Origin of the sequence: Flaviaestuariibacter flavus (assembly GCF_004337505.1) — a bacterium.
In the GTDB taxonomy this organism is placed as follows: domain Bacteria; phylum Bacteroidota; class Bacteroidia; order Chitinophagales; family Chitinophagaceae; genus Flavisolibacter; species Flavisolibacter flavus.
Genome location: NZ_SJZI01000044.1, coordinates 15,247 through 36,652, shown reverse-complemented (window position 1 = coordinate 36,652; position 21,406 = coordinate 15,247). Strand labels below are relative to the sequence as shown.

Sequence of the window (21,406 nt, the reverse complement as noted above, 5' to 3'; positions counted from 1 at the left end):
CGATTCCAGATTCAAAGATTGAAGGGGTTCCGGATCCTAAAAACGCTCGCCCACGCCCAGGCTGAACAGCGCGAAGTCGTACTTCACGGGGTCACCGGGATCGAAGTCGCGGAGCCGCGTGGTCAGCTCAACCGCCGCCGTCCAGTCGGTTTGCTGCCGCTCCAGCAGCCCGAAGCGGCGGGCTACACGGGCCACGTGCAGGTCGACGGGAATGATGAGGTCGGCGGGCTCCAGGCGTTGCCAGATGCCGAAGTCGACGCCCTGCCCGTCGCGGCGCACCATCCACCGCAGGAACATATTGAGGCGCTTGCAGGTGCTGCCTTTGAAGGGCGCGGCAATGTGCTTGCGCGTGCGCGGCGGCGCATCGGGGTCATCGAAAATATAAGTATGAAAATAGTTGAGTGCCGCTTCCATCCCTTCAAAAGCACCGGGCACGAAGGCGGTTTCGAGCGTATCGCTTTGGCCGTAATGTCGCCGGAAGAAATGGATCAGGTACAGGATATCCGTCGGGTTGAAGGTGCGGTGCCGGAAGTTGAGGAAGCGCTTTAGGTCGGCCTCGGCATGCTGCGTCACAAACTGGTGCGGCGCCCCATCCATGAGGTCCACCAGCTCATTGGCCTTGTTGATGATAGTGGTGCGGTTGCCCCAGGCAAAGAGTGCCGCAAAGAAACCCGCGATCTCGATGTCGGCGCGGTTCGTAAAACGGTGCGGCACCGAGATGGGGTCGGCGGGAATGAAGGAGGGGACGTTGTATTCGGCCACCTTGCGGTCGAGGAAAGATTTTATATCGAAAGTCGATGACAAATCAGCGGGTGTTGACCGTTGTAAAGTTATGGCCGCATTGACACCAAAGGCGTCGCTTGCGCGACGCCTTTGGTGCTTTTTGTAGCAATAATCTGCTTCTTACCCGATGGCCTGGTTCAGGTCTTCAATAATATCTTCCACATCCTCAATACCCACACTGAGCCGGATGAGCGAATCGTTCAGGCCGTTCTTGATACGCTCTTCCCGTGGGATGGAAGCATGCGTCATCGAAGCCGGGTGGTTGATGAGCGACTCGATGCCGCCAAGGCTTTCGGCCAGAGAAAACACGTGCGTGTTGGAAAGCACACGGCGTACCTCTTCCACGCTGTCGTTCTTCAGCTCGAAAGAGATCATGCCGCCGAAGTCGCGCATCTGCTTTTTGGCGATGGCGTAGCCCGGGTGCTCCTCAAAGCCCGGCCAGTACACGCGGGCCACCTTGGGGTGCTGCCGCAGCCAGTGCGCCACTTTGGCGCCGTTCTCGCAATGGCGCTGCATACGCACGTGGAGCGTCTTGATGCCGCGCAGTACCAGGAAGCAGTCCTGCGGACCGGGAACGGCGCCGCAGCTTTTCTGTATAAAATAGAGTTGCTCGCGCAGGGCAGGATCGTTCATCATCAGCGCGCCCTGGATAACGTCGCTGTGGCCGCCGAGGTACTTGGTGGCTGAATGCATCACGATATCGGCACCGAGGTCGAGCGGGTTCTGGAGGTAGGGAGAGGCAAAGGTGTTGTCGACGCAGAAAAGCACCTTGCGTTCTTTGGCAATGGCCGCTACTGCCGCGATGTCGGTGATGTTCATCAGCGGATTGGTGGGCGTTTCGGCCCAGATCAGCTTCGTCTTTTCATTGATCAGCGGGCGGATATTGTTCGCATCCTGCATGTTCACATAATGAAAGGTGATGCCGAAGCGGGCAAACACCTTGGTGAACAGGCGATAGGTGCCGCCGTAGAGGTCGTTGCCGCAGATCACCTCATCGCCGGGGTTGAGCAACTTGATCACCGCGTCGGTGGCGGCCACGCCGCTGCTGAAGGCAAGCCCGAACTTCCCGTTCTCGATCGACGCGTAAGCCGCTTCCAGCGCGGTTCTTGTCGGGTTCTGGCTCCGCGCATATTCATAACCTTTATGCTCAGCCGGTGCCGACTGCACATAAGTTGACGTCTGGTAGATCGGCGTCATAATAGCGCCCGTAGTAGGGTCCGGCTCCGCGCCGGCGTGGATGAATTTTGTTCCGATACGCATAAAAAATATTTTTCGATCTCCGATGTCTGATGGCCGATTTGAATCGTGTAAACAAATCCGACATCGGCGATCCGAGATCATTAGATGGACAAAGATGCTGATTTCCCACGCAAGCCCGCCCTCCCCTTTGCCGTTGCTCCCAATTAACGACGGCTTGTGTAACCTTTTTCGAATCCGGCACGACGATTCATCCGCCCTTTTTGCCCTTCATACTGCCGTTTGCCCACCTCGACGAAACTTATCGTAGATCAGAACCCGTTCACGAATGTTTAACAGGCCGGTCGTGTAGGACAACTTGACCCCGCCTGTTTGTACGAATACCTTCGTCTGGAAAAGCAATCGCAAACCTTTAAATCATAAACCATGAAAAAAGTAATTCTTGCCGTAGTTGTTGCAGTAGCACTCCAGGCATCCGCATTCGCAGCTCCCACACCCAATGTCACCGAGCGAGTAATGAAAGCCTTCTCCAGCACCTTCAACTCCGCATCAGACATCCTGTGGTCGGAAGTAGACGGTATCTATGAGGCCCGCTTTACTTATAACGACATCCTCACCCGTGTACGCTATGACGCGGACGGCAACTCGCTCATGACGATCCGCTACTATTACGAGCAGCAGCTACCGCTGAGCGTGCTCACCAAGGTGAAGAAAGAGTATTCCGCGCAGAAGGTACACAGTGTTACCGAGCTGACCATAGGCGACAGCACCGAGTTTCACATTACGCTGGAAGACCAGAAGAACTGGACAATCGTGATCGCCGACAATATGGGCGGCCTTCGCGAAAGCAAGAAGTTGATCAAGGCTTAATATAGATAGCTCAGCGACCAATATTTCCAATCCCGGTTCACAGCCGCATATGCACTATGCGGCTGTATTTTTTTCTGCAGCACCGAAGGTGCCAGCACGCCGGCGCCCACCAGCTTTTCCTTGGCCGCACGGATCGCCTCCTGCACGGCCGCCTGCTGCATCCACAGTTGCTGCGGCGGCTCGAAGCCGATCTTGCGGCTTTGCCACACGATCTCCGGCGGCAGCAGGTCTTCCACCGCTTTGCGGAGCAGCCACTTGGTGCGGCCTTCGCGGATCTTGAAGCGCGGGGGCAGCGTAAAGAGGAAGGCCACCAGTTCGGACGACAGGAACGGCAGCCGCACCTCGAGGCTATGGGCCATGCCGTTGCGGTCGGCGAGCCGCAACAATTCCTCCAGCCCGTTGGTGAACGTATTATAATGCAGCACCGCGTTGAGCGTGGGCTGCGGCGGCACCATATAATGCAGGTGTCGCTTTTGCGCCTGGGCCCATTCGGGGTTGAGGTCGGGGGCCGCAGCTGCCTGCCGGCTTCTGCTCCCTTCCAGTATTGCGGCACTGAAATACGGCAGGAGCGCAGACAGCTTTGACGCCGCCCCGAACGGCTCCTTTACACCAAGCTTTCGGGCGGCTTCCAGTTCGCCGGAAGATCCCAGCCGGCGCGCCGCATAGAGTTCCCGCCAATACCAGCGGTAATACTTGTCATAGCCTGCCAGCACCTCGTCGGCGCCCTGCCCGTCGAGCAGCACCGTGACGCCGGCGGCGCGGGCCGTTTCAAATACCCGGAACTGGGCCAGCGCGCTGGCGCTTCCTACCGGCTCCTCCTGGTACCGCATCACGCGGTCCATGAGCGCCGGCACTTCGTCCGGCCGTATTTCTACAAATTGCTGATCGATTCCCAGGTGCCGGGCAACGTGCGCCGACAGGGCGCGCTCATCGCGCTCGAAGCCCGGGAAGATGGCGGTAAAAGCCTTGTGTGTATAATGGGCGCCCCCCGCCTGCCGGCACAGGGCAGCAACGGCGCTGCTGTCGAGCCCGCCGCTGAGGCTGGTGCCGATGGGCACGTCGCTGCGGAGGCGGCGCCGCACGGAGGCCGCAAACAGCTCGCGGAAGCGGGCGATGGCGGTTTCGTCATCGATGCTTTCATCCACTTCGATATCGATCTGTCCGTATGCTTCAACGCTGTAGTGCGTTGCGCCCTGCTCCAGCCGCAGAAAGCTGCCCGCGGGCAGCTTTTGTATGTGCAGGAAGAAGGTCTGCGCTGCATCGAAGGGATTAACGGTATAGCCCAGCGACAAAAAGTTATATACCATGGCCGGGTCGGGCCGGCGCGGCGCGCCCAGCTTCCAGAGCGCCTTCATTTCGGAGGCAAACCCGAGATAACCTTCGTCGAAAAGAAAGAACAGCGGCTTTTCGCCAAAGCGGTCGCGGGCCGCATAAAAGGCGCGTTCCTGCTTGTCCCAGATACCAAAAGCAAAGGCGCCGTCGAGGCGCGGAAGGCAGGCGGGTCCCCAGGCAGCCCAGGCCGCGGCCAGCACCTCGGTGTCGGATCCGGTGTGGAAGGAGCAGCCCGAAGCGCGGAGCTCTTCCCGTAGTTCTACGTAATTATAGATCTCACCGTTGTATACCAGCACATAGCGGCCGCCATAATGAAAAGGCTGGTCGGAGCGCTCATCCGGATCGATGATACAGAGACGGGCGTGGCCGAGCAGCACCCTGCCGTTTTCATCCGACCATTGTCCCTGCCGCTCCGGTCCGCGATGACGGAGGCTGGCGACAGCGTCCAGGAGTTGCCCGGCCGGGAAGCTTTCCTGCCCATTGGTAATGGCGCCTACGATACCGCACATAGTCAGGATTTGAAGGTAAAGGGAAGACGGGTAAGCACGTCATCCCAGGCGATCACGAGCGATGCACCGCCGGGTGCGTTCTGGAATACCATGGTAAAATGCTCGAGCGGCGGATCCTGCTTTTGCACCGGTATATTAAAGCGGAAAGCATCCTGGCCCGGGTCGGGCTTGAGGCCCCAGCTGTAGAGGTTGCGGTTGAAAACGATGACCCACTCGTTGGGGCCGGGGATGCAATACAGGATGTAGCGGCCGGCGGGTACGGGCTGCCCGAGCACAGTGGCGCGCTGGAACAGCTCGAGCTCGGTGGCCTCGTTGGCACCGAGGCGCCAGGGCTCGCCCCATTTGAGGAGGCCGCCAAAGATCACGCGTCCGCCCTTGTGCGGCCGGCTGTAGATAACGCGGGCCAGGGGGCGCTCGGTGGGGTCGCCGGACGTGCGGCGCAGCGGGAAGTCAACAGGGAAATATGAAATGTCCAGCGGTGACACGTCAACCGGCGCGAGGCGGTTGACCGGAAGCCGGGGTGCAAGGGGGGCCGTATCGCGCTGGCGGGCGGCTGAGTCGGGCGACGTGTCGAAGGTCCCGGTTCCACCACCACAGGCAGCAAGCAGCAAGCAACAAAAAGCAACGGCCTTTTTCATGGCGAAAAATTACGGCTTTCCCGACATTCGCTTTACTTAAGCGCGATGGGCACCGATACGCGGGCCATATCCCAGGCGATCACGAGGCGGTTGGTGGCATCGGCCTTATCGAACAGGATGGTGAAGGGCTCCACGGGCGCGTCGAGCTTTTCCACCGGCACCGTCACCCGCGCCACGTCTTTCTTCTCATCATATTTAAAGGCGCCCCAGGTGTCGGTCTCCTTGTTGAAAATAACGGTCCACTGCGTGGGTGTGGCAATCGCGTAAAGGGTATACTTGCCCTTCGCCAGCTTTTTGCCGCCGATGCGTACCTCGCGGTAAAATTCCACCTCCGTGGCCTCGTTGGCACCGAGGCGCCATACTTCGTTATACGGTACAAGGTCGCCAAAGATGGTGCGCCCGTTCATGAGCGGGCGGCTATAGATAACACGGGCCAGGAGGGGCTCGCTTGCCTTGTCCTGGATCTTGAGCACGGGGTAATTGGCGGGGCAGTAGGCCATATCCATCGGCGACTTATCAAGCGGCGGCAGTGCGGGCTTCACGGAATTTCCCTGGGCGGAGGCGCCCAGTGTGGCAGTGACAAATGCGAGTGCGACGAGGAGTTTTTTCATATGGCTTCTTGAGTCAGCAAAAATACCGGGCATCTCCGCAATGCAAGAGACCGCTACGTTAAAATACGTTGTAATTCTGCTTTTGCGAAGTCCTTAACAGGCCCCACAATCAGGGTATAGCAGTGACGCAGCTCCGCATAATGGGCATCGACGATCGCCTCGGCAAAATGCACAGGCGGCATATAGACTGCGCGGCGGAAGAGGCCGCCGAGGCTGCGCGTGAGCCCGTCGCGCTCCTTATAATGATAGAGCCAGTTGTTCTGCTCCATATGGGGCAGCATGGCCGCGAAGCGGGGCGGCAGCCATTCGGCCTGGCTGTGCAGGCGGCGGTAGACGTCTTCCGAAAAGGCCAGCAGGGCGGCGTCGGTGTGAATGCCGGTGTCAGCCGCCAGGAAATGATCGTACACAACGTCGACGATCGGCGCGGCATAAAGCCGGTAATGCGGCCGGAAATACTCCTTTGCCATGGCTGTGGCCGCGTGGGTGTCGGTAAATTCGTCGATGCGACGGTGGAGCTCGATCCCGGCCCGGATGCCGGCCGGGAACGCGTAGCGCGCCTTTCCCTTTACAAAGTCGGCGATCATATTGCCCACAAGCACTTCGGTGTTGCCGAAAGAAAGCCAGGCATGGGCGAGATAATTCATACAAGCAAGTTAGGAAGCGGGAAGTGAGGAAGTCGGATCTATTTTCCGGTTTCCCTTCAGATCCGACTTCCTCACTTCCGACTTGTCAAATTTATCTCCCCGCCGTTCATCCATCAATTTCTGCAATTCATAATCCAATAGCCCCGCACGCCTTTTTCGAAAGCACGGCCGGCAACCGGGGCGTTCATCAAAAGGAGGCGTCTGTTCATACCCGGAAAGCGACAGTTCGTCCCCCGTTAACATATGAGTTAAAGCCCAAATGCGCGGCTGTAGCGCGTTCCGTTAATCCTATTTGGCTTGCCCCCGGGTGTAACGGATTCTACTTTTGAACCGTCAAACCAAACGAACAAATCAATCAAAACATTTAATACAACCGTTATGAAAAAGTTTTTCCTCATCCTCTTCGCCTCGCTTACCACGCTGCTTAGCAATGCTACTGAAACCCCGAACGCCGTGCTGAAATCCTTCCAGAGCACTTTCAGCGGCGCCCGCGAGGTTCGCTGGAACGAAAACGGCCAGTACTTTAAGGCCAACTTCGTGCTCGACGGCCAGCACATCAACGCTTACTATAACATCGGCGGCGAGATGGTTGCCCTCACCCGCAACATGACCCTCAGCCAGCTGCCCGTAATGCTGCAGGCCGAGCTGAAGAACAAAGCCGGTAAAGACAACTGGATCACCGATATCATGGAATATACTACCGATGAAGGCACCACCTTTTATGCTACCATGGAAAATGCCGACCTGAAAATCACCCTCCGCTCCGAAAGCAACAGCGAGTGGATGATCCACCAAAAGATCGAAAAGATCTGAATGTCGTTTTAGTGTGTGTTTTGGCGGCCCTGGTTTCAACTGGGGCTTTTCTTTTAAATCTTTCGATCTCCGGTGCCGGATGTCTGATTTAGCTGGCGCCTGATAATAAAGAACGTCCCGCTTTTGGCGGGACGTTCTTTATTACCGCGCATCGCGGATTCACGATTGCCGATTCACGATTGCCGACCCGATATACTCCTCCATCGGTACAAAATCGCAGCTACCGGAAAACTCGCGGATCAGCGTATTCAGGCGCCGCTGCAGCACCGGCCCGGCATGGCGCTTCGCATAGCCGGGGATCCTGTAGGCGTCGAGGTTGATAAATTCCCAGGGATGAAAATACAGGCAGGCATATCCATCCGCTTTCAGGCAATCCCGCAACAGCTTTCGGAAAAGGGGCCACGGAAAATTCTTGAACGAGAGCCAGAACAGCGGAATGCGGAAGCGCGGCGTTACCGAGGCGGGAAAACGCAGCATGCCTTCCTGCACGTAGGGATTACGCGGCAGGTGGCGGTTGTCGTAGCGGCCCGGCAGCCAGCAGGGGTTTACCGATGAATCGTATCGATAACCGGCGGCGAGCACATCGCTCATCGCCACCGGCCGCATCCGCGGCATCCGCAGCCCGGTCACCGGCTTGCCGGTGATCTCCTCGAGGGTAGTTCTCGAAGCCAGGAGGTCGGGCACTTCGAAGTGTGTGTGGTAAAAGGTATGCGAGGCCACTTCATTGCGCTCCGCGAGGGCGCGCACCGCTGCGGGAAAATGCTGCGCGAAGTTGGCCGTGGTGAAATAAGTTCCGCGCACCTCCGGGTACCGGTTCATTACCGACATCAGTGCCTCCAGGCCACGGGCACCCACCTCCATCTGCTCGGCTTCGCCGATCGGCTGTGCGTATTCCAGCGGCATATCGAACTCCTCCACATCGAAGCTCAATAGGATTACGGGGCGGCTCATAACGACTGCTCCTTTACAATATACAGGGGCCGGTGCTTGCTCTGCATGAATATCTTACCGAGGTAAAGGCCCATGATACCCAGGATACACAGCTGCAGGCCACCGAAAAAGGTGATGGTCACAATAATGGAGGCCCACCCGTTAACGACGTGCCCGAAGTAATACGAGATCAGCGCGTAGGGCAGGTAGAGCACCGAGGCGAGCGCAAAAGCAAACCCGAGGTAAGCGGCGAAGTAAAGCGGCTTCGTGCTGAAGGAAGTAATGCCCTGCAGCGCAAAGCGCAGCATCTTGCGCAGCGTGTATTTCGACTTGCCCGCGCGGCGTGCCGCGGGCTGGTACTCCACCGCGATCTGCCTGTAGCCGATCCACTTCACCAGGCCGCGGAAGAAGAGCTCGTGCTCCTCCATGCTTTGCAGCACCTGCACGCATTTGCGGTCGATAAGCCGGAAGTCGGCGGAGCCTTTCTCGAGGTCGAGATCGGCCATGCGGTTCATGAAATTGTAAAACTGGTCGGAGCTCCAGCGCTTGAAGGTGGAAGACTGCTTGTCTTCGTCCTTGCGCAGCGTATACACCACGTCGTAGCCTTCTTCCCAATGGCGGATCAGCGTGGGCAGCAGCTCGGGGGGATGCTGAAAGTCGCCGTCGAGCGAGATGGCGGCGTCGCCGGTAGAGGCATCGATGCCGCATTTGAGCGCGGCCTGGTGGCCGAAGTTGCGGCTGAACGAACGGTAGTGCACACGCGGATCGGCCACCGAAAGGCCCTTGAGCACCTGGAGGGTGGCGTCGGAAGATCCGTCGTCTACGAGGATAAACTTGTAATCATAAGGCTGGCCGGCCATGGCTTCGTGCACGGCCTGCACCAGGGCGGCAATGTTTTCCGCTTCGTTATAAACCGGTATGATGATGTCGATCTGCTTCACGCTGCTTCAAGATTAGGAGCTGTGGCCGAAAAGTTTTTGCGGAACAACTGCACGATGAGCCAGCACCACACCAAAAACACCGGGAGGCACTTGAGCGCATAGGTCCGCACGAAATGCTCGCGCACATAGCGCGGGAAAAGGTCGGTGGGTGAAAGGCTGGTCAGCAGCAGGGCGAACAGCAGCAGGGCCAGTGCCGCCTTCGGGTGATCGCGCCGCTCCAGCAGGTACCAGACGCCGACGCCGATCATGGGGATGACATAGGTAGACGACTCGGCCGAGGAGCTGAAGATGACCACCGAGATGAGCACCACGGCGAGGTAAGCGAGCCGGTACCCGAGGTTTTTATACTGCCCGATGCGCAGCAGCGGCGCTGCTATAAGCAAGGCTGCGGGCGCCATCACCAGCAGGTTGTCGATGGGCACGCCGGTAATTCTGCGGATCATGCCCATCACCGAAATATCCTGCATGGCACCGCGGCCGATGTCCATGTTCTGCGCGTTCTTCTCCACCAGGCTCGTAAACCAGTCGTGATAACTCTGGAGCACAAAACCCGGCGACGACAGGAGCATCGGCAAGGCAAAGAGCACGAGGCACCAGAAAAGGAAGGAGGCGCTGAACTTCAGCCTGTGTTTCGAGAAAAGAAAAAACAGCAGGGCCCCGATACCGTACAGTTTGATGAGGAAGCCGAAGGCGATGGGCAGGGTGGCCCAGAAATCCTTTTCGCGCTCCACACCCACGTAGGCCAGCACGATCAAGGCCGCCAGCATGGTATTGAACTGCACGTTGTGCGTGGCGGTCATCATCTCCACGGCGCCGATGGCCAGCACCAGCAGGCGGCCGCGCTCCGGGAGCGGCAGCAGCGTCACCGCCCACCACAACAGGGCCGCGTTGGCCATGCACCACAGCGATACACCAAGCGGGTCGGGCAGCACCGCGAAGGGCGCGATGAGCGGGCCGAAGGAAGGACCGTAGTGATTGGAGTCATTGTATTCGCCCGGGTAACCAAGGTATAGGTTGGTAGCCGCCCGCAGGTGTACAAACACCCCTTTGTAGATAAGGTAGTTGTTATAGGAATGCCGCGACACCTGGGCCAGCGTGGCGATGAGCGCCAGGCCGAACCAGAGGAGCGTGGCGACGGCCACACGGTATTTGCCGAGACGGACTTCCTTGTACAGAAAATTCATAGCGCGCGGACGGCTTCGGTCCGGTGAAGGTTAATGAATGTTAATGGGTGCAGAGTTACGCTTTTCCGCAGAAACGGGCAAGGGCCTCCGGCAGAGGCATTCAACGGGCCGACGGGCCCTGAAATCCGGTCGGCCGAAGGATGCAATGCGCTACTTTTGTGCCCTAAAATCGCTTGTACACATGAACAAAGGACCCGTTTCGCAATTCATCACGCACCATTACCGCCACTTCAACGCCGCCGCCCTCGTGGATGCGGCCAAGGGTTATGAGACCCACCTGCTGGAAGGCGGCAAGATGATGGTGACCCTTGCGGGCGCCATGAGCACCGCCGAACTGGGCATTTCACTGGCAGAAATGATCCGCCAGGATAAAATTCACATCATCTCCTGCACCGGCGCCAACCTGGAAGAGGATATCATGAACCTCGTGGCGCACGACCACTACGAGCGCATCCCCAACTGGCGCGACCTCACCCCGCAGCAGGAGTGGGACCTGCTGGAGCGCGGCCTCAACCGTGTTACCGACACCTGCATCCCCGAGGAAGAAGCCTTCCGCCGCATCCAGAAGCACATTGCCAAGCTATGGCTCGATGCCGACGCTGCCGGCGAACGCCGCTTTCCGCACGAATACATGTACGAGCTGCTCAACAGCGGCGTCATGAAAGACTACTACCAGATCGACCCGAAGAACTCCTGGATGATCGCCGCGGCTGAGAAGAACCTGCCCATCGTGGTAGGCGGCTGGGAAGACAGCACCATGGGCAACATCTTCGCTTCTTATGTATATAAAGGAGAGATCAAGGCTTCGACCATGAAGAGCGGCATCGAGTATATGGTGTGGCTCGCGGAATATTACAAGCACAACTCCGACGGCAAGGGCATCGGCTTCTTCCAGGTAGGCGGCGGCATCGCCGGCGACTTCCCCATCTGCGTGGTGCCGATGATGTACCAGGACCTGGAGATGCACGAGATCCCCTTCTGGAGCTATTTCTGCCAGATCTCCGATTCCACCACCTCCTACGGTTCTTACTCGGGTGCGCATCCCAACGAAAAGATCACCTGGGGCAAGCTCGACATCCACACGCCGAAATACATCATCGAAAGCGACGCCACGATCGTTGCGCCGCTGGTGTTCGCGTACGTGCTGGGCTGGTAACCCGGCCCCGGCCCTCCCCAGGCGGGGAGGGAGCAAAGGCTTCAAAACAAAAGCCGGATCGCTTTGCGATCCGGCTTTTTCATATAGCAGCTTACGAATTACGAACTAATCTTCGCCCGTGAAGGGGCCAACGATGATCAGCATGACCACCATGGCCAGGAATTGCAGCAGTGTTTTCATAAGTGCATGTTTAAAGGTTATTGCAACGGCGTTCCGGCGTCCAAGGTAACTTGGGGCACCGCCGCCGTAGGTTAATGAACGTTAGAGATATTCCCTCTAATCTTTCTCTAATAAAAAGCCTGTCTCTTGTGAGACAGGCTTGAAGAATAAACGTTTAATCGACCAGCGCGGTTTTTTACCGGCGCATCGCCGGCAGCTCGATATCGCGCTTCAGCATCGAATCGCGGTTGGCCATTTCCCAGCCTGTGTAGAACACCAGTTGGGCACGCTTGGCGGCCAGCTCGTAATGGATCTTGTCGGGCGTGTCGGTAGGACGGTGGTAGTCGGAGCCCAGCATACCGTCGTAGTAGAAGATGATGGGAACGCCTTTGCGGGCGAAGTTGTAGTGGTCGGAGCGGTAGTAGATCTGGTTGGGATCGTTGACGTCGTTGAACTTATAATCCAGTTCCAGCTTGGTGTACTGCCTGTTGGCAGCCTCCGAGATCGGCTTCAGGTCGGAAGAGATCTTGTCGTCGCCCACCACGTAGATGTAGTTGGTGGTGTCGCCCTTGCGGGTAACGTCGCTGCGGCCGATCATGTCGATATTGAGGTCGGCGGTGGTCTTCTCCAGCGGGAACAGCGGGTGGTTGGAATAGTATTCCGAACCCCAGAGGCCTTTTTCCTCGCCGCTTACGGTCATGAAGACGATGGTGCGGCGCGGGCCTTTGCCGGCTTTCTTGGCCAGAGAGAAAGCCTCGGCCAGCTCGAGCACGCCTACCGTGCCGGAGCCGTCGTCGTCGGCGCCATAAAAGATCACGGAATCGCCGCGCTTGCCCAGGTGGTCGTAGTGGGCAGTGATGAAGAGGTATTCATCTTTCAGGTCGGTACCGGGAAGTACGCCTACCACGTTGCTCGACTGGAGCACAGTGCTGTTCTTGGTGGTTTCCAGGAGCACTTCGCTGCTGATGGTTTTGGCAGTGATGCTGCCGTTTTTCAACGCGTCGAAGTCAGCACCCACGATGGCCCTGGCTACCGCTTCGGAGATAGAATATTGCTGCGGGTCAACGGTGCGGCGGAAGCTGTAGATCGATTGTGCGCCCGCGCGGTTGCCGGCATTGCGCGGGTAGGTGGGAGAAACCGTCAGTATGGCGGCGGCACCCTTGGAGCGGATCGTGGTGGCGATGGCGCGGGTAACGATGCGGCCGGCACTGGAAGAAGGATAAAGAATCACGAGGCGGCCGGTGAGGTCGGCGGCCTTTACCGCGTTGGTATCGGCGGGCAGGGCCACCACTTCGCTGAAGCGGAAGGTGCCGGAGATATTGGAGGCTGTTTGCGGGTTGAAGTCTTTATCGATGGTGAACGACTGGCCGTTCACTTCGAGGCGGGCGCTTTGCAGCGCGTCCTGGTAGACGTTGAACACCTGCTGGTACGATCCGTTGGCGCCGGGCTCGAGGCCGAGCGTGCGGAAGTGGTTCTCGATGTACGCCGCGGCCTTCTTCTGGCCCGGGGTGGCGGTTTCGCGGCCTTCCATTTCGGGGCCGGCAATAATGTAAAGGTGCTTCTTCAGGTCGGCGGGCAGGATGCTCGCGGCGAAGAGCTTCGGGTTAGCGGCGGCCTTCTTCTTCTGTGCCTGCACAGAGCAGCACGCAACCAGAAGGGCGCTGGCAAGGAATAATCGTTTCATAGCCCGGAAATATACACGTTGTTTCAATGCGGCAATGCGGTAATGTGGTAATGTGTCGAAAAGCTCCGCCAGTGGCAGCACTGTTTTTGTCATATCTGTGCGGCCAGAATTACCGCATTGACACATTACCGCATTATCACATTAACAAGCGATTTTATCCACGCGGTTCTGGTGGCGTCCACCCTCAAAGGGAGTTTCCAGGAAAAGACCGGTCATACTTTTCGCCGTATCGAGGGTCACGAAGCGGGCGGGGATGCACAGTACGTTGGCGTTGTTGTGCTGCCGCGCAAGCGAAGCGATGGCGTCCTCCCAGGCGATGGCGGCACGGACGCCCCTGTGCTTGTTGGCTGTGATGGCCACCCCATTGGCCGAACCGCAGATGAGGATGCCGAGTGCAGCCTCTCCGGTTTCCACGGCGCCCGCCACGGGGTGCGCGAAGTCGGGGTAATCTACCGACTCGGTACTGTAGGTGCCATAATCTTTTACCTGCAGGCCACGTTCCTGCAGCCAGGGAATGAGCGCTTGCTTGTATTCAAAACCGGCGTGGTCGGAGCCGATGGCGAGAGGTTTCGTGAGGTCGAAAAGGGGAGCGTGCATAAACGGGTGGGTTTTCGCAAAGCTACAGGAAGGACGGAAAGGAGGGAAGATTACATGAATACATGAGTACATGATTACATGAAGGGGGAAGGCTGTCTGGCCACTTTTGATTTCAGGATCCGGAATCTGGCTGCGAAGCTCCTGCCCAATCAGACATCTGACATCCGATATCAACCCTGCCCTCTTCGGCTCATGTATTCATGTAATCATTTGCTCCGCCTTCAACTCCATTCGGCCTTCTCCTCCTTCGCCCGCTCCTTCTCTACCCTTCTCGCCAGCAGGATCGAGATCTCGTACAGCAGCAGCAGCGGAAGCGCTACGGTCATCTGGCTCACGATATCCGGTCCGGGCGTGATGACGGCGGCGATGATGAAGATGATGACGATGGAATACTTACGCACCTTTGCCAGGTAAGTGCCCGACACGATGCCCACCTTGGCCAGGAAGAAAAGCACCAGCGGCAACTGAAACGCCAGCCCCGCGCCGAGCACCAGCGGGATGATGGTATCCATATAGCTGGAGATGGTCCAGCGGTTCTCGATGTTTTCGTCGAGCTGGAAGCCCGCGAAGAACTTGATGGTGTAGGGCGCGATAACGAAGTAGCCGAAACAGACGCCGAGGAAAAACAGGAAGGAAACCCAGAAGATGACGCCCCGCGTTTTGCTCCGCTCCCGCTGCGTGAGCGCCGGCTTCACAAAAGACCAGAATTCGTAAAAGATATAGGGAAAGGCGATGATGATGCCGCCGATGAGCAGCACGGTAAAAAACATGCTGAACTGCGCGCCCACCTGCGTGCTTTGCATCTTGATGCCGATTCCGTCCATACAGAGCGAGCCTCCGAGGTTGAGCGCCTTGCCGATGCGGCACAGCACGCCATAGGTCGGGAAGTCGGCATGCGTGGGACCCAGCAGCACATCGCGGATGAAGAACTTATTGAAAACGGCAACCACAATGGCGCCGATAACAATGGCAATCACGCTGCGGAACAGGTGCCCGCGCAGCACGTCGAGGTGATCGATGAAAGACATCTCCGCCCGCTCCGAATCACCTCCTCTTTTAAAGATCCCTAAAGCCATGTAGCGTTTTTAGTGCGACAAAGATAACAGGGAGCATCTACTGATCTGGAATCTCGGAATCTGGAATCTGGAGCCATCGTGCAACAATAGAGATATTGATGAAGTGATATACGCAATAAGCTTCTTCCCGGATTTATCCAAAAGATTCCAGATTCAAAGATTCCAGATCCGGGAACTGCTATTTAGCATCGAGTGCTTTCTTGATCTGGTACACGAGGCTCGCGCGGTGTGCCCTGGTCTCGGCATTTGGCGACGGCGCGCTTTCCTCCATCCGGCGGATGCGCTGCACCGCGTCGAGGGCGGCGGCCTGCGCAATGGCATCGTACTGGCTGAAGCGGTCGGCCACCACCTCCAGCAGGTAGCGCACGTACTCGGTCTGCAGGTTCTGACGGAACACGTTCACCGCGCCGGCGCGGTCGGCGGCGAAGATGCCCTGCTCCAGGTCCTGCAGCAGGTCGGCGGGCGCGTACTTATTGCCATACAGGCGGCTGTTGGTGAGGCGCTGCAGCGTGGCCGGGTGCAGCAGGTGCGCCAGCGCGCCTGCTATTTGCTGCGACAGCACCACGTTGGAGATCTTGTAGTCATCGCCGTAAACGCCCTGGTTAAAACCGCGGCGCTGGGGCTGCAGCCAGGCCAGGATCGCCGTATCGGCACTGAAGGCCGAGGGCGCAAACACGTATTTGTTGAGCACCTTCACGGCGCGCTTCTGCTGGTCGAGGGGCACCGGCGTAAAGGGACGCGGGCGGGGCGCGCCTTCAGCGGGGAAGCTGCGGTCTACATATACGCCGCCCACATAACGGCTCACCGCGCCGATCATCTGCTGGCGCTGCGCCTGCAGAGCATTGTAGCGCTGGCGCAGCTCGGCAAAGGACTGGCCCGGGCGACCGTAGCGGTCCACCAGCTTCGGTATGAGCCCGTTGACCAGTTGCAGGCGGGTGGCCGCGTAGCCGATGGCATCATTACTCAGGTCGTTGATCTGGGCGCGGGGATCCATGCCCTTGCCCGGGTTGCGCATATCGTCGCCGTCGTTGCCGAAGGCAAGCTTCGGGTCGCCGCTGCGCGCCAGGATCCTGGCCACGCCTTCCGCTTCCTCACTTTCCGCAAAAGGCGTATAGCCAAACTGGATCGCCCAGTCGTCGTAAGGCCCCTGCTTCGTCGTATAGAAATCGCCCTGCTTCGCAGGATCGGCAGCGATGTTGATGGCCGGGTAATCCATCACCGAGCCAAGAAGACCCCATTTGCGGGTAAGCTCCTTGTTATTGATCTCGGCCGGCGACCAGAGCTGGCTGCCTTTCATATTGTGGTTGAGTCCGAACACATGCCCGGTCTCGTGCATTACGAGGTAGGTGAGAAACTGCTGGTGCATCTCCGAGATCGCCTTCGGCGAGCCACCGGCGGCATCCACCAGCGTGCTTCCTGTAATGAACTGCGCTTTCAGCTCGTCGGCCAGGCTGCACAGGGTATGATTGGCTTCGGCTTCGCTCAGCCTGACAGTATGATTGTCATCCTGAGCCTGTCGAAGGATGTCAGCCTGAGCGTAGCGCAGCGGAGTCGAAGGCTGACCCGTGAGCAGCTCCCCCACCACCGGTGCGGCCGAGCCCGTGTACCATTCGATGGTGACGTCGGCGCCCAGGATCTGGCCCGTGCGCGGGTTGGTGGTGTACTGCCCGATGGCGCCATAGGGAGGCTGTGCCGACGACACCCAGCGGATCACGTTGTAACGGAGGTCGGAAGGATCCCAGCTGGCGGTATCGGGCATCTGCTCCACGCGGACGGCGTTGCGGAAGCCGGCCTTTTCAAAAGCGTCGTTCCATTTGAGCACAGCGGCACGTACCGTTTCGCGGTATTCCAGCGGCGTCGTGTTTTCGATCCAGAAAGTGATCGGCTCCACTGGCTCGCTCACCGGGGCCGCGGGATCTTTCTTCACCAGGTTCCAGCGGTCGATGATGTCGCGCCAGGGCGTAGCCGACACGGAGGTCTGGTCGTTCACCTGGTGGATAAAATAGCCGACGCGCGGGTCGTCGCGGCGCGGGCGGAAATCGTTCTTCGGCAGCTCGATAAAAGAATGCTGCAGGCGCACCCGCACATAGCGCGGGTCGGTGATATCGGTGCCGCCACCTGCGGGGGCACCCGGGTTGTCGTACGAAAGATCTACCACCACGTCGGTATTGCCGGTGAAGGTTTTGACGCCGACATACTTGGATTTGAATGGGTTCAGGTTGCCGAGCCCGAAAGAAGGCCCGCCGATAACGAAGGCACCCGGCTGAACCGGCGGGCGCACCGGGTCGAAGCGCTCGCTCAGGTAAATACCGTCGGCGTTGATGAGGTAGCCCGCCGAGTCTTCACCCGCGATCCGCTCCGAGGTGAGCACCGCTTCGGGCTTGTCGATATCCCGGGTACGGCTGATGGGGTTGGCGGGATCATAATAAAAAGCGGTGTTGACGCGTGTGAGCTCGATGCGGTCGAAGGACTTTTCGATGCGGAAGATGAAGTTGGAGCGGTAGATGCTCTGGTTGAGCAGCAGCGACGTTGGCCCGCTCAGCGCAAAGCTCTGGTAGATATATTCCTTGCCCAGCTGGTCTTTGCGGATATAGAGCTGCATGCCGCCAGTGGCCGTATCCTGGTACAGGGTAAAGAGGCCGTCGCTACGGCGCGTGCCCTTTGTTTTATCGGCCAGCGGCCATACCGGCTTTTTCACCGGGCGGGCAGTATCCAAAACAGGAAGCGGCATCGGCGCCTTGCCCTTTTGCTGGGCGGCGGCGCCAATGGTGATCAGGACAAAAGAAATGGTTGCAAAGACGGTCCGGGCGGAGCTTTTCATCGTCCGTGAAATTACGCACGGATGCAACTAAGGCTTTGTGAAAATGAGGAGCGGTCGGAAGAGAAGGAACGCTGATCCCGCGGGCGGGATACGCAGATTGGTTATGATTGTTTATGATGGGCTGACGCACGCGATCTTATCTGCGCGAATCATAAGGATCATAAAAGATCTGCGTTCTTCCTCATCCGGTCATCCGGTCACTTCAGCACCTTCAGCTTCACCATCTCGATCCGGGTATCGCCCACATTGATGATATCAAACTCGTAGTTGTTGATAATGATCCGCTCCTTTTGCTTGGGGATCGTTTCGTGGTGGTTGATGATATATCCGGAAAGCGTTTCGGATTCCTCATCGCCTGGGAAGGTGAGGTCGAACTTATCGCAGAGGTAGTCGAGCTCAAGGCGGCCCGAGAGAATGTATTCGTTTTCGGAGATCTGGCGCTCCACGAACTCCTCGGAGTCGTACTCGTCCTGGATCTCGCCGAAGATCTCTTCCAGCACGTCTTCCATGGTCACGATGCCGGCGGTGCCGCCAAATTCGTCTACCACCCAGGCGATGCTCTTGCCTTCGCGGGTAAACTTGTTGATGAGGTCGGTGGCGCTCATGCTCTCGGGCACCGCGGGGATGGGCAGCAGGATGTCCTGCACCGTATCGGGGCTCTTGAACAGGTCGAGCTGGTGCACATAGCCCACGATGTGGTCGATATTGCCCTCATACACCACCAGCTTGCTCAGCTTGGTCTCCACCAGCTTGTGCCGCACCTCTTCCATCGACGACCGTAGTTCTACGGCGATGATCTCCTTGCGGGGCACGAGGCACTGGCGGATCTTGGTTTTGGGCAGCTCCAGCGCGTTTTCGAACAGCTCGGTGTTGACATCCTCGGGCTCGTAGTCGTCGTTGCTTTGCTGGAAAAGGGTTTCAAAATCAGCACCGGAGAAGAGCCCTTTCTTTTCGTCCATCCGCACGTTGAACACGTATTTGAGCACCCACTCCGACAGGGCGATGAAGCCTGCGGCGAGCGGCTGCAGCACTGCGTAAAAAAGATTCACCACCCACACGAGGCGCGACAGCAGCGTCGTTTTGGCGCGGAACCAGGCTTTGGGAATGAACTCGCCAAATACCAGCACAATGAAGGTAGCCAGCGCGATATCGACGAATAGCCGCAGCACGTCCATCCGCTCAAACTGCTGCGGCGTACGCAGCGCGAAGCGCCACAGCGGCTCGGTAACGGCGCTGAACAGCAGCACAAAGAAGACCAGCGACAGCGTAAAGCCGATCACCATGACGCTCACGAAGATCTCGGGCGTCTGGATAAAGCGCGAGATGAGCTGCGCGCCGGGCCGGCCCTGCTTTTTCTTCAGCTCCACCCCGAAGCGGTTGACGCTGTAAAACGCCATCTCGATGCCGGAGAAGAAGGCCATCATAAAGATGGTTACGAAGAACCAGGTCATGACGGTAGTATCGATCATAACTCTAAGATAAGAGAAGTGAGATTACATGAGTACATGAGCATATGATTACATGAGCCGGAGAAGGAATGGCTGATGCCGGATGTGCGATGTCTGATTGATTTCAGATCCGAGATCCAGAGATCCGAGATGATCAGATAACCCTCTGCCCTCATGTACTCATGTAATCATTTGCTCGTCCTTCTATTCGAAAGTCACCAATTATCCTTCACCAATAAACCCTAACACCGCTTCCTCGGCGTCCTTGCACGCCTGCTCGAGGTTTTCGTTGATGATCTCTTTGTGAAAATGCTCTTTGAAGGAAAGCTCGTAGGCGGCTTTATTTACGCGGGCCTGCAGCGACTCGGGGCTTTCGGTGCCGCGGCCGGTAAGGCGGCGCTGCAGCTCCTCGATGGAGGGTGGCTCGATGAAAAGCGACAGGATGTTCTCGGGGTATTGCTGCTGGATGTGGATGGCGCCCTTGACGTCGATGTCGAGCACGGGCGTCTTGCCTTCGTTCCAGATGCGGCGCATCTCCGACTTCAGGGTGCCGTAGTATTTGCCTTCATACACCATCTCCCACTCCATGAACTCGTTCTTGTGGATGCGGTCCTGGAATTCGGCCACGCTCATGAAGTGGTAGTCGACGCCGTCCTTTTCGTTGCCGCGCGGCGGGCGTGTGGCCGCGGAGATGGAGAAGGCGAGGCGGTCGGGATACTTGTTCAGCAGGTAACGGGTGATGGAGGTTTTGCCCGCGCCCGAAGGAGCGGTGAGGATAATGATCTTGCCGAAATCTGCTGACATGAGACGAAACGTTTTAGTGGGCTGATGGCGGCGAAGATAACGAACCGCCCCGACTGCGCCGGTCGCAGCTTCCGGCGCGCCAGGAGCGGCATCAAAAAGGCCAGGCATCGCTGCCTGGCCTGCTGCTTATTTTTTCTTGCTGCGCGGGTCGTCGGCCGGGTTGATATAATTGATCGCAAAGGGGCCCATCCCGTGTACCTGCACCTGCGCCCTGCCCTGCGAAAACGCGTAGTGGGCAAAGTTGGCCGGCATTACCGCGTAGCCGCCCCGGTTCAGCTTCATGGCGCCGGCGCGGTCGAGGCTTTTACCCGCACCCATGAAAAAGTCTCCGTCGATCACCGTTACGTGCTCGATGGTGGGGTGCGTATGCGGCGGTATCGTGTAATTGGCGGGCATCATGAGGCGAACGGTAAACGGACCTTCTTTGGATGGATCGCCTTCGAGCACCGCCATTTTCACGCCTGCGGGAAGGAAGGGCGGGCCGGCCATCCACTTGACGTTGGCGCTATTGACCATAACATGGCCGCTGTGCATCGAAGAATCCCCATGATGTTGCGCGAAGACGAGGGAACCGGAAAGCATCATTACTCCGAGCAACGAAGCTTTCATGCTGCTTGCATCCATAAGATTCGATTTTGGGTGAAGAAATGTACTTATAAGTTACGCCGCTTTCCCGGCTCCCGCAAGGGGAAAATACAGTGCCGGGATAAGGGTAACTATAGCGCCGGGCTTGCTTTTGGAAGGGTGTGCAACACCCGGATCCCATCCGTATCTCTTCAACGCCAGCCGGCTCAGCAACCCAGCGGGCGACCGAAAATATCCAGCAGGCGTCCCCGGTCGTCCTTTATGTGCACCTGGCGGAGAAACGGGTAGCGGCGCAGGAGCGAATCCTGCTGCGCGCGGATCACCGATTGGTACGGCTGAACGGTATTGTAAACCGAGTCGGAGGTCGCCGGCTTCAGCGCGGCCGCCTGTGCCGGCGGGGTGCTGTTGACAGCGATGAGGACACCGGCTGTAAGCGCGGCCCCGATGCCGAGGAAGCGGAGGCGGCGGACAATGCGTTTGTTGGAAATAGTCATTTTGATTGTTTTGATCAAGGTACGCGCGCCGCTAGCCGGACCCCGTAAACCGGGTGTAAATAGATTGTAAACGCGTGTAAATATTGGCTTCCGGCCGCCCGTTGCGGGCAAATGGCGGTACCTTTAAAAG

At 58.2% G+C, this 21,406-nt stretch carries 20 protein-coding genes; 3 read left to right on the top strand and 17 right to left on the bottom strand.

The features are described 5' to 3' along the window. Positions 1-36: 36 nt before the first annotated feature. Together EPD60_RS12195 and EPD60_RS12190 are read right to left on the bottom strand one after the other, a co-directional pair. Positions 37-804: a TIGR02757 family protein gene (locus tag EPD60_RS12195; RefSeq protein ID WP_131449752.1), complete on the bottom strand. Its 768-nt coding sequence runs from the start codon at positions 802-804 to the stop codon at positions 37-39. 99 nt (positions 805-903) lie between these two features. After that, entirely contained in the window at positions 904-2,043 is a 1,140-nt protein-coding gene (locus tag EPD60_RS12190; protein WP_131449751.1) for a cystathionine gamma-synthase, read from the bottom strand. A gap of 363 nt (positions 2,044-2,406) precedes the next feature. Here EPD60_RS12190 and EPD60_RS12185 point away from each other — a divergent pair, with 363 nt between their 5' ends. After that, the gene (locus EPD60_RS12185; protein WP_131449750.1) at positions 2,407-2,850 is read left to right on the top strand and encodes a PepSY-like domain-containing protein; all 444 of its coding nucleotides are present in this window, start codon (positions 2,407-2,409) and stop codon (positions 2,848-2,850) included. Here the strand turns inward: EPD60_RS12185 and asnB are convergent. Genes asnB through EPD60_RS12165 form a run of 4 tightly spaced genes read right to left on the bottom strand, consistent with a single transcriptional unit; the run spans position 2,847 to position 6,584 of the window. Then, a complete protein-coding gene (asnB, locus tag EPD60_RS12180) occupies positions 2,847-4,691 on the bottom strand; it encodes an asparagine synthase (glutamine-hydrolyzing) (protein WP_131449749.1) in 1,845 nt (614 codons plus the stop codon). The two genes, EPD60_RS12185 and asnB, sit on opposite strands and share 4 nt — an antisense overlap. Before the next feature lie 2 nt (positions 4,692-4,693). Then, entirely contained in the window at positions 4,694-5,329 is a 636-nt protein-coding gene (locus EPD60_RS12175; RefSeq protein WP_131449748.1) for a DUF2911 domain-containing protein, read from the bottom strand. Positions 5,330-5,361: 32 nt separating this feature from the next. Then, complete coding sequence (locus tag EPD60_RS12170; protein ID WP_131449747.1) at positions 5,362-5,940, bottom strand: DUF2911 domain-containing protein; 579 nt, start codon at positions 5,938-5,940, stop codon at positions 5,362-5,364. A 53-nt stretch (positions 5,941-5,993) separates the two neighbouring features. After that, positions 5,994-6,584: an acyl carrier protein phosphodiesterase gene (locus EPD60_RS12165; protein ID WP_131449746.1), complete on the bottom strand. Its 591-nt coding sequence runs from the start codon at positions 6,582-6,584 to the stop codon at positions 5,994-5,996. A gap of 378 nt (positions 6,585-6,962) precedes the next feature. On the opposite strand from EPD60_RS12165, the gene EPD60_RS12160 reads away from it, so the two are divergent. Next, entirely contained in the window at positions 6,963-7,397 is a 435-nt protein-coding gene (locus tag EPD60_RS12160; protein WP_131449745.1) for a hypothetical protein, read from the top strand. Positions 7,398-7,556: 159 nt separating this feature from the next. Here EPD60_RS12160 and EPD60_RS12155 read toward each other — a convergent pair whose 3' ends face one another. From EPD60_RS12155 to EPD60_RS12145, 3 genes are read right to left on the bottom strand one after another with little or no spacing between them, the layout of a single operon-like run. Further along, complete coding sequence (locus tag EPD60_RS12155) at positions 7,557-8,348, bottom strand: polysaccharide deacetylase family protein (RefSeq protein WP_131449744.1); 792 nt, start codon at positions 8,346-8,348, stop codon at positions 7,557-7,559. Continuing rightward, a complete protein-coding gene (locus tag EPD60_RS12150) occupies positions 8,345-9,268 on the bottom strand; it encodes a glycosyltransferase family 2 protein (protein WP_131449743.1) in 924 nt (307 codons plus the stop codon). Before EPD60_RS12150 ends, EPD60_RS12155 begins: the two co-directional genes overlap by 4 nt. Further along, positions 9,265-10,452, bottom strand: a complete 1,188-nt coding sequence (locus tag EPD60_RS12145; protein WP_131449742.1) for a glycosyltransferase family 87 protein — start codon at positions 10,450-10,452, stop codon at positions 9,265-9,267. Before EPD60_RS12145 ends, EPD60_RS12150 begins: the two co-directional genes overlap by 4 nt. Before the next feature lie 181 nt (positions 10,453-10,633). Here EPD60_RS12145 and EPD60_RS12140 point away from each other — a divergent pair, with 181 nt between their 5' ends. Further along, a complete protein-coding gene (locus EPD60_RS12140) occupies positions 10,634-11,608 on the top strand; it encodes a deoxyhypusine synthase family protein (RefSeq protein WP_131449741.1) in 975 nt (324 codons plus the stop codon). Positions 11,609-11,963: 355 nt separating this feature from the next. On the opposite strand, the gene EPD60_RS12135 is transcribed toward EPD60_RS12140, so the two are convergent. From EPD60_RS12135 to EPD60_RS12100, 8 genes are all read right to left on the bottom strand, one after another. Beyond that, a complete protein-coding gene (locus tag EPD60_RS12135; protein ID WP_131449740.1) occupies positions 11,964-13,451 on the bottom strand; it encodes a M28 family peptidase in 1,488 nt (495 codons plus the stop codon). A 141-nt stretch (positions 13,452-13,592) separates the two neighbouring features. Beyond that, the gene (gene rpiB, locus EPD60_RS12130; protein ID WP_131449739.1) at positions 13,593-14,048 is read right to left on the bottom strand and encodes a ribose 5-phosphate isomerase B; all 456 of its coding nucleotides are present in this window, start codon (positions 14,046-14,048) and stop codon (positions 13,593-13,595) included. Between the two features lie 221 nt (positions 14,049-14,269). Beyond that, on the bottom strand, positions 14,270-15,124 hold the full coding sequence (gene tatC / locus EPD60_RS12125) for a twin-arginine translocase subunit TatC (protein ID WP_131449738.1): 855 nt from the start codon (positions 15,122-15,124) through the stop codon (positions 14,270-14,272). A 178-nt stretch (positions 15,125-15,302) separates the two neighbouring features. Beyond that, the gene (locus EPD60_RS12120; RefSeq protein ID WP_131449737.1) at positions 15,303-17,945 is read right to left on the bottom strand and encodes a zinc-dependent metalloprotease; all 2,643 of its coding nucleotides are present in this window, start codon (positions 17,943-17,945) and stop codon (positions 15,303-15,305) included. 197 nt (positions 17,946-18,142) lie between these two features. Continuing rightward, a complete protein-coding gene (locus EPD60_RS12115; RefSeq protein WP_243647824.1) occupies positions 18,143-19,414 on the bottom strand; it encodes a hemolysin family protein in 1,272 nt (423 codons plus the stop codon). Positions 19,415-19,615: 201 nt separating this feature from the next. Further along, the gene (gene gmk, locus EPD60_RS12110) at positions 19,616-20,197 is read right to left on the bottom strand and encodes a guanylate kinase (RefSeq protein WP_131449736.1); all 582 of its coding nucleotides are present in this window, start codon (positions 20,195-20,197) and stop codon (positions 19,616-19,618) included. Positions 20,198-20,323: 126 nt separating this feature from the next. Continuing rightward, the gene (locus EPD60_RS12105) at positions 20,324-20,821 is read right to left on the bottom strand and encodes a cupin domain-containing protein (protein WP_207896641.1); all 498 of its coding nucleotides are present in this window, start codon (positions 20,819-20,821) and stop codon (positions 20,324-20,326) included. 167 nt (positions 20,822-20,988) lie between these two features. Beyond that, positions 20,989-21,276, bottom strand: coding sequence for a hypothetical protein (locus EPD60_RS12100; RefSeq protein WP_131449735.1), 288 nt, complete (start codon positions 21,274-21,276; stop codon positions 20,989-20,991). Positions 21,277-21,406 lie beyond the last annotated feature (130 nt).

Excerpts from the sequence above, each read along its gene's own strand:
- EPD60_RS12190 (WP_131449751.1), bottom strand. The coding sequence starts at position 2,043 with ATGCGTATCGGAACAAAATTCATCCACGCCGGCGCGGAGCCGGACCCT.
- EPD60_RS12185 (WP_131449750.1), top strand. The coding sequence starts at position 2,407 with ATGAAAAAAGTAATTCTTGCCGTAGTTGTTGCAGTAGCACTCCAGGCA.
- asnB (WP_131449749.1), bottom strand. The coding sequence starts at position 4,691 with ATGTGCGGTATCGTAGGCGCCATTACCAATGGGCAGGAAAGCTTCCCG.
- EPD60_RS12175 (WP_131449748.1), bottom strand. The coding sequence starts at position 5,329 with ATGAAAAAGGCCGTTGCTTTTTGTTGCTTGCTGCTTGCTGCCTGTGGT.
- EPD60_RS12170 (WP_131449747.1), bottom strand. The coding sequence starts at position 5,940 with ATGAAAAAACTCCTCGTCGCACTCGCATTTGTCACTGCCACACTGGGC.
- EPD60_RS12165 (WP_131449746.1), bottom strand. The coding sequence starts at position 6,584 with ATGAATTATCTCGCCCATGCCTGGCTTTCTTTCGGCAACACCGAAGTG.
- EPD60_RS12160 (WP_131449745.1), top strand. The coding sequence starts at position 6,963 with ATGAAAAAGTTTTTCCTCATCCTCTTCGCCTCGCTTACCACGCTGCTT.
- EPD60_RS12155 (WP_131449744.1), bottom strand. The coding sequence starts at position 8,348 with ATGAGCCGCCCCGTAATCCTATTGAGCTTCGATGTGGAGGAGTTCGAT.
- EPD60_RS12145 (WP_131449742.1), bottom strand. The coding sequence starts at position 10,452 with ATGAATTTTCTGTACAAGGAAGTCCGTCTCGGCAAATACCGTGTGGCC.
- EPD60_RS12140 (WP_131449741.1), top strand. The coding sequence starts at position 10,634 with ATGAACAAAGGACCCGTTTCGCAATTCATCACGCACCATTACCGCCAC.
- EPD60_RS12135 (WP_131449740.1), bottom strand. The coding sequence starts at position 13,451 with ATGAAACGATTATTCCTTGCCAGCGCCCTTCTGGTTGCGTGCTGCTCT.
- rpiB (WP_131449739.1), bottom strand. The coding sequence starts at position 14,048 with ATGCACGCTCCCCTTTTCGACCTCACGAAACCTCTCGCCATCGGCTCC.
- tatC (WP_131449738.1), bottom strand. The coding sequence starts at position 15,124 with ATGGCTTTAGGGATCTTTAAAAGAGGAGGTGATTCGGAGCGGGCGGAG.
- EPD60_RS12120 (WP_131449737.1), bottom strand. The coding sequence starts at position 17,945 with ATGAAAAGCTCCGCCCGGACCGTCTTTGCAACCATTTCTTTTGTCCTG.
- EPD60_RS12115 (WP_243647824.1), bottom strand. The coding sequence starts at position 19,414 with ATGATCGATACTACCGTCATGACCTGGTTCTTCGTAACCATCTTTATG.
- gmk (WP_131449736.1), bottom strand. The coding sequence starts at position 20,197 with ATGTCAGCAGATTTCGGCAAGATCATTATCCTCACCGCTCCTTCGGGC.
- EPD60_RS12105 (WP_207896641.1), bottom strand. The coding sequence starts at position 20,821 with ATGGATGCAAGCAGCATGAAAGCTTCGTTGCTCGGAGTAATGATGCTT.
- EPD60_RS12100 (WP_131449735.1), bottom strand. The coding sequence starts at position 21,276 with ATGACTATTTCCAACAAACGCATTGTCCGCCGCCTCCGCTTCCTCGGC.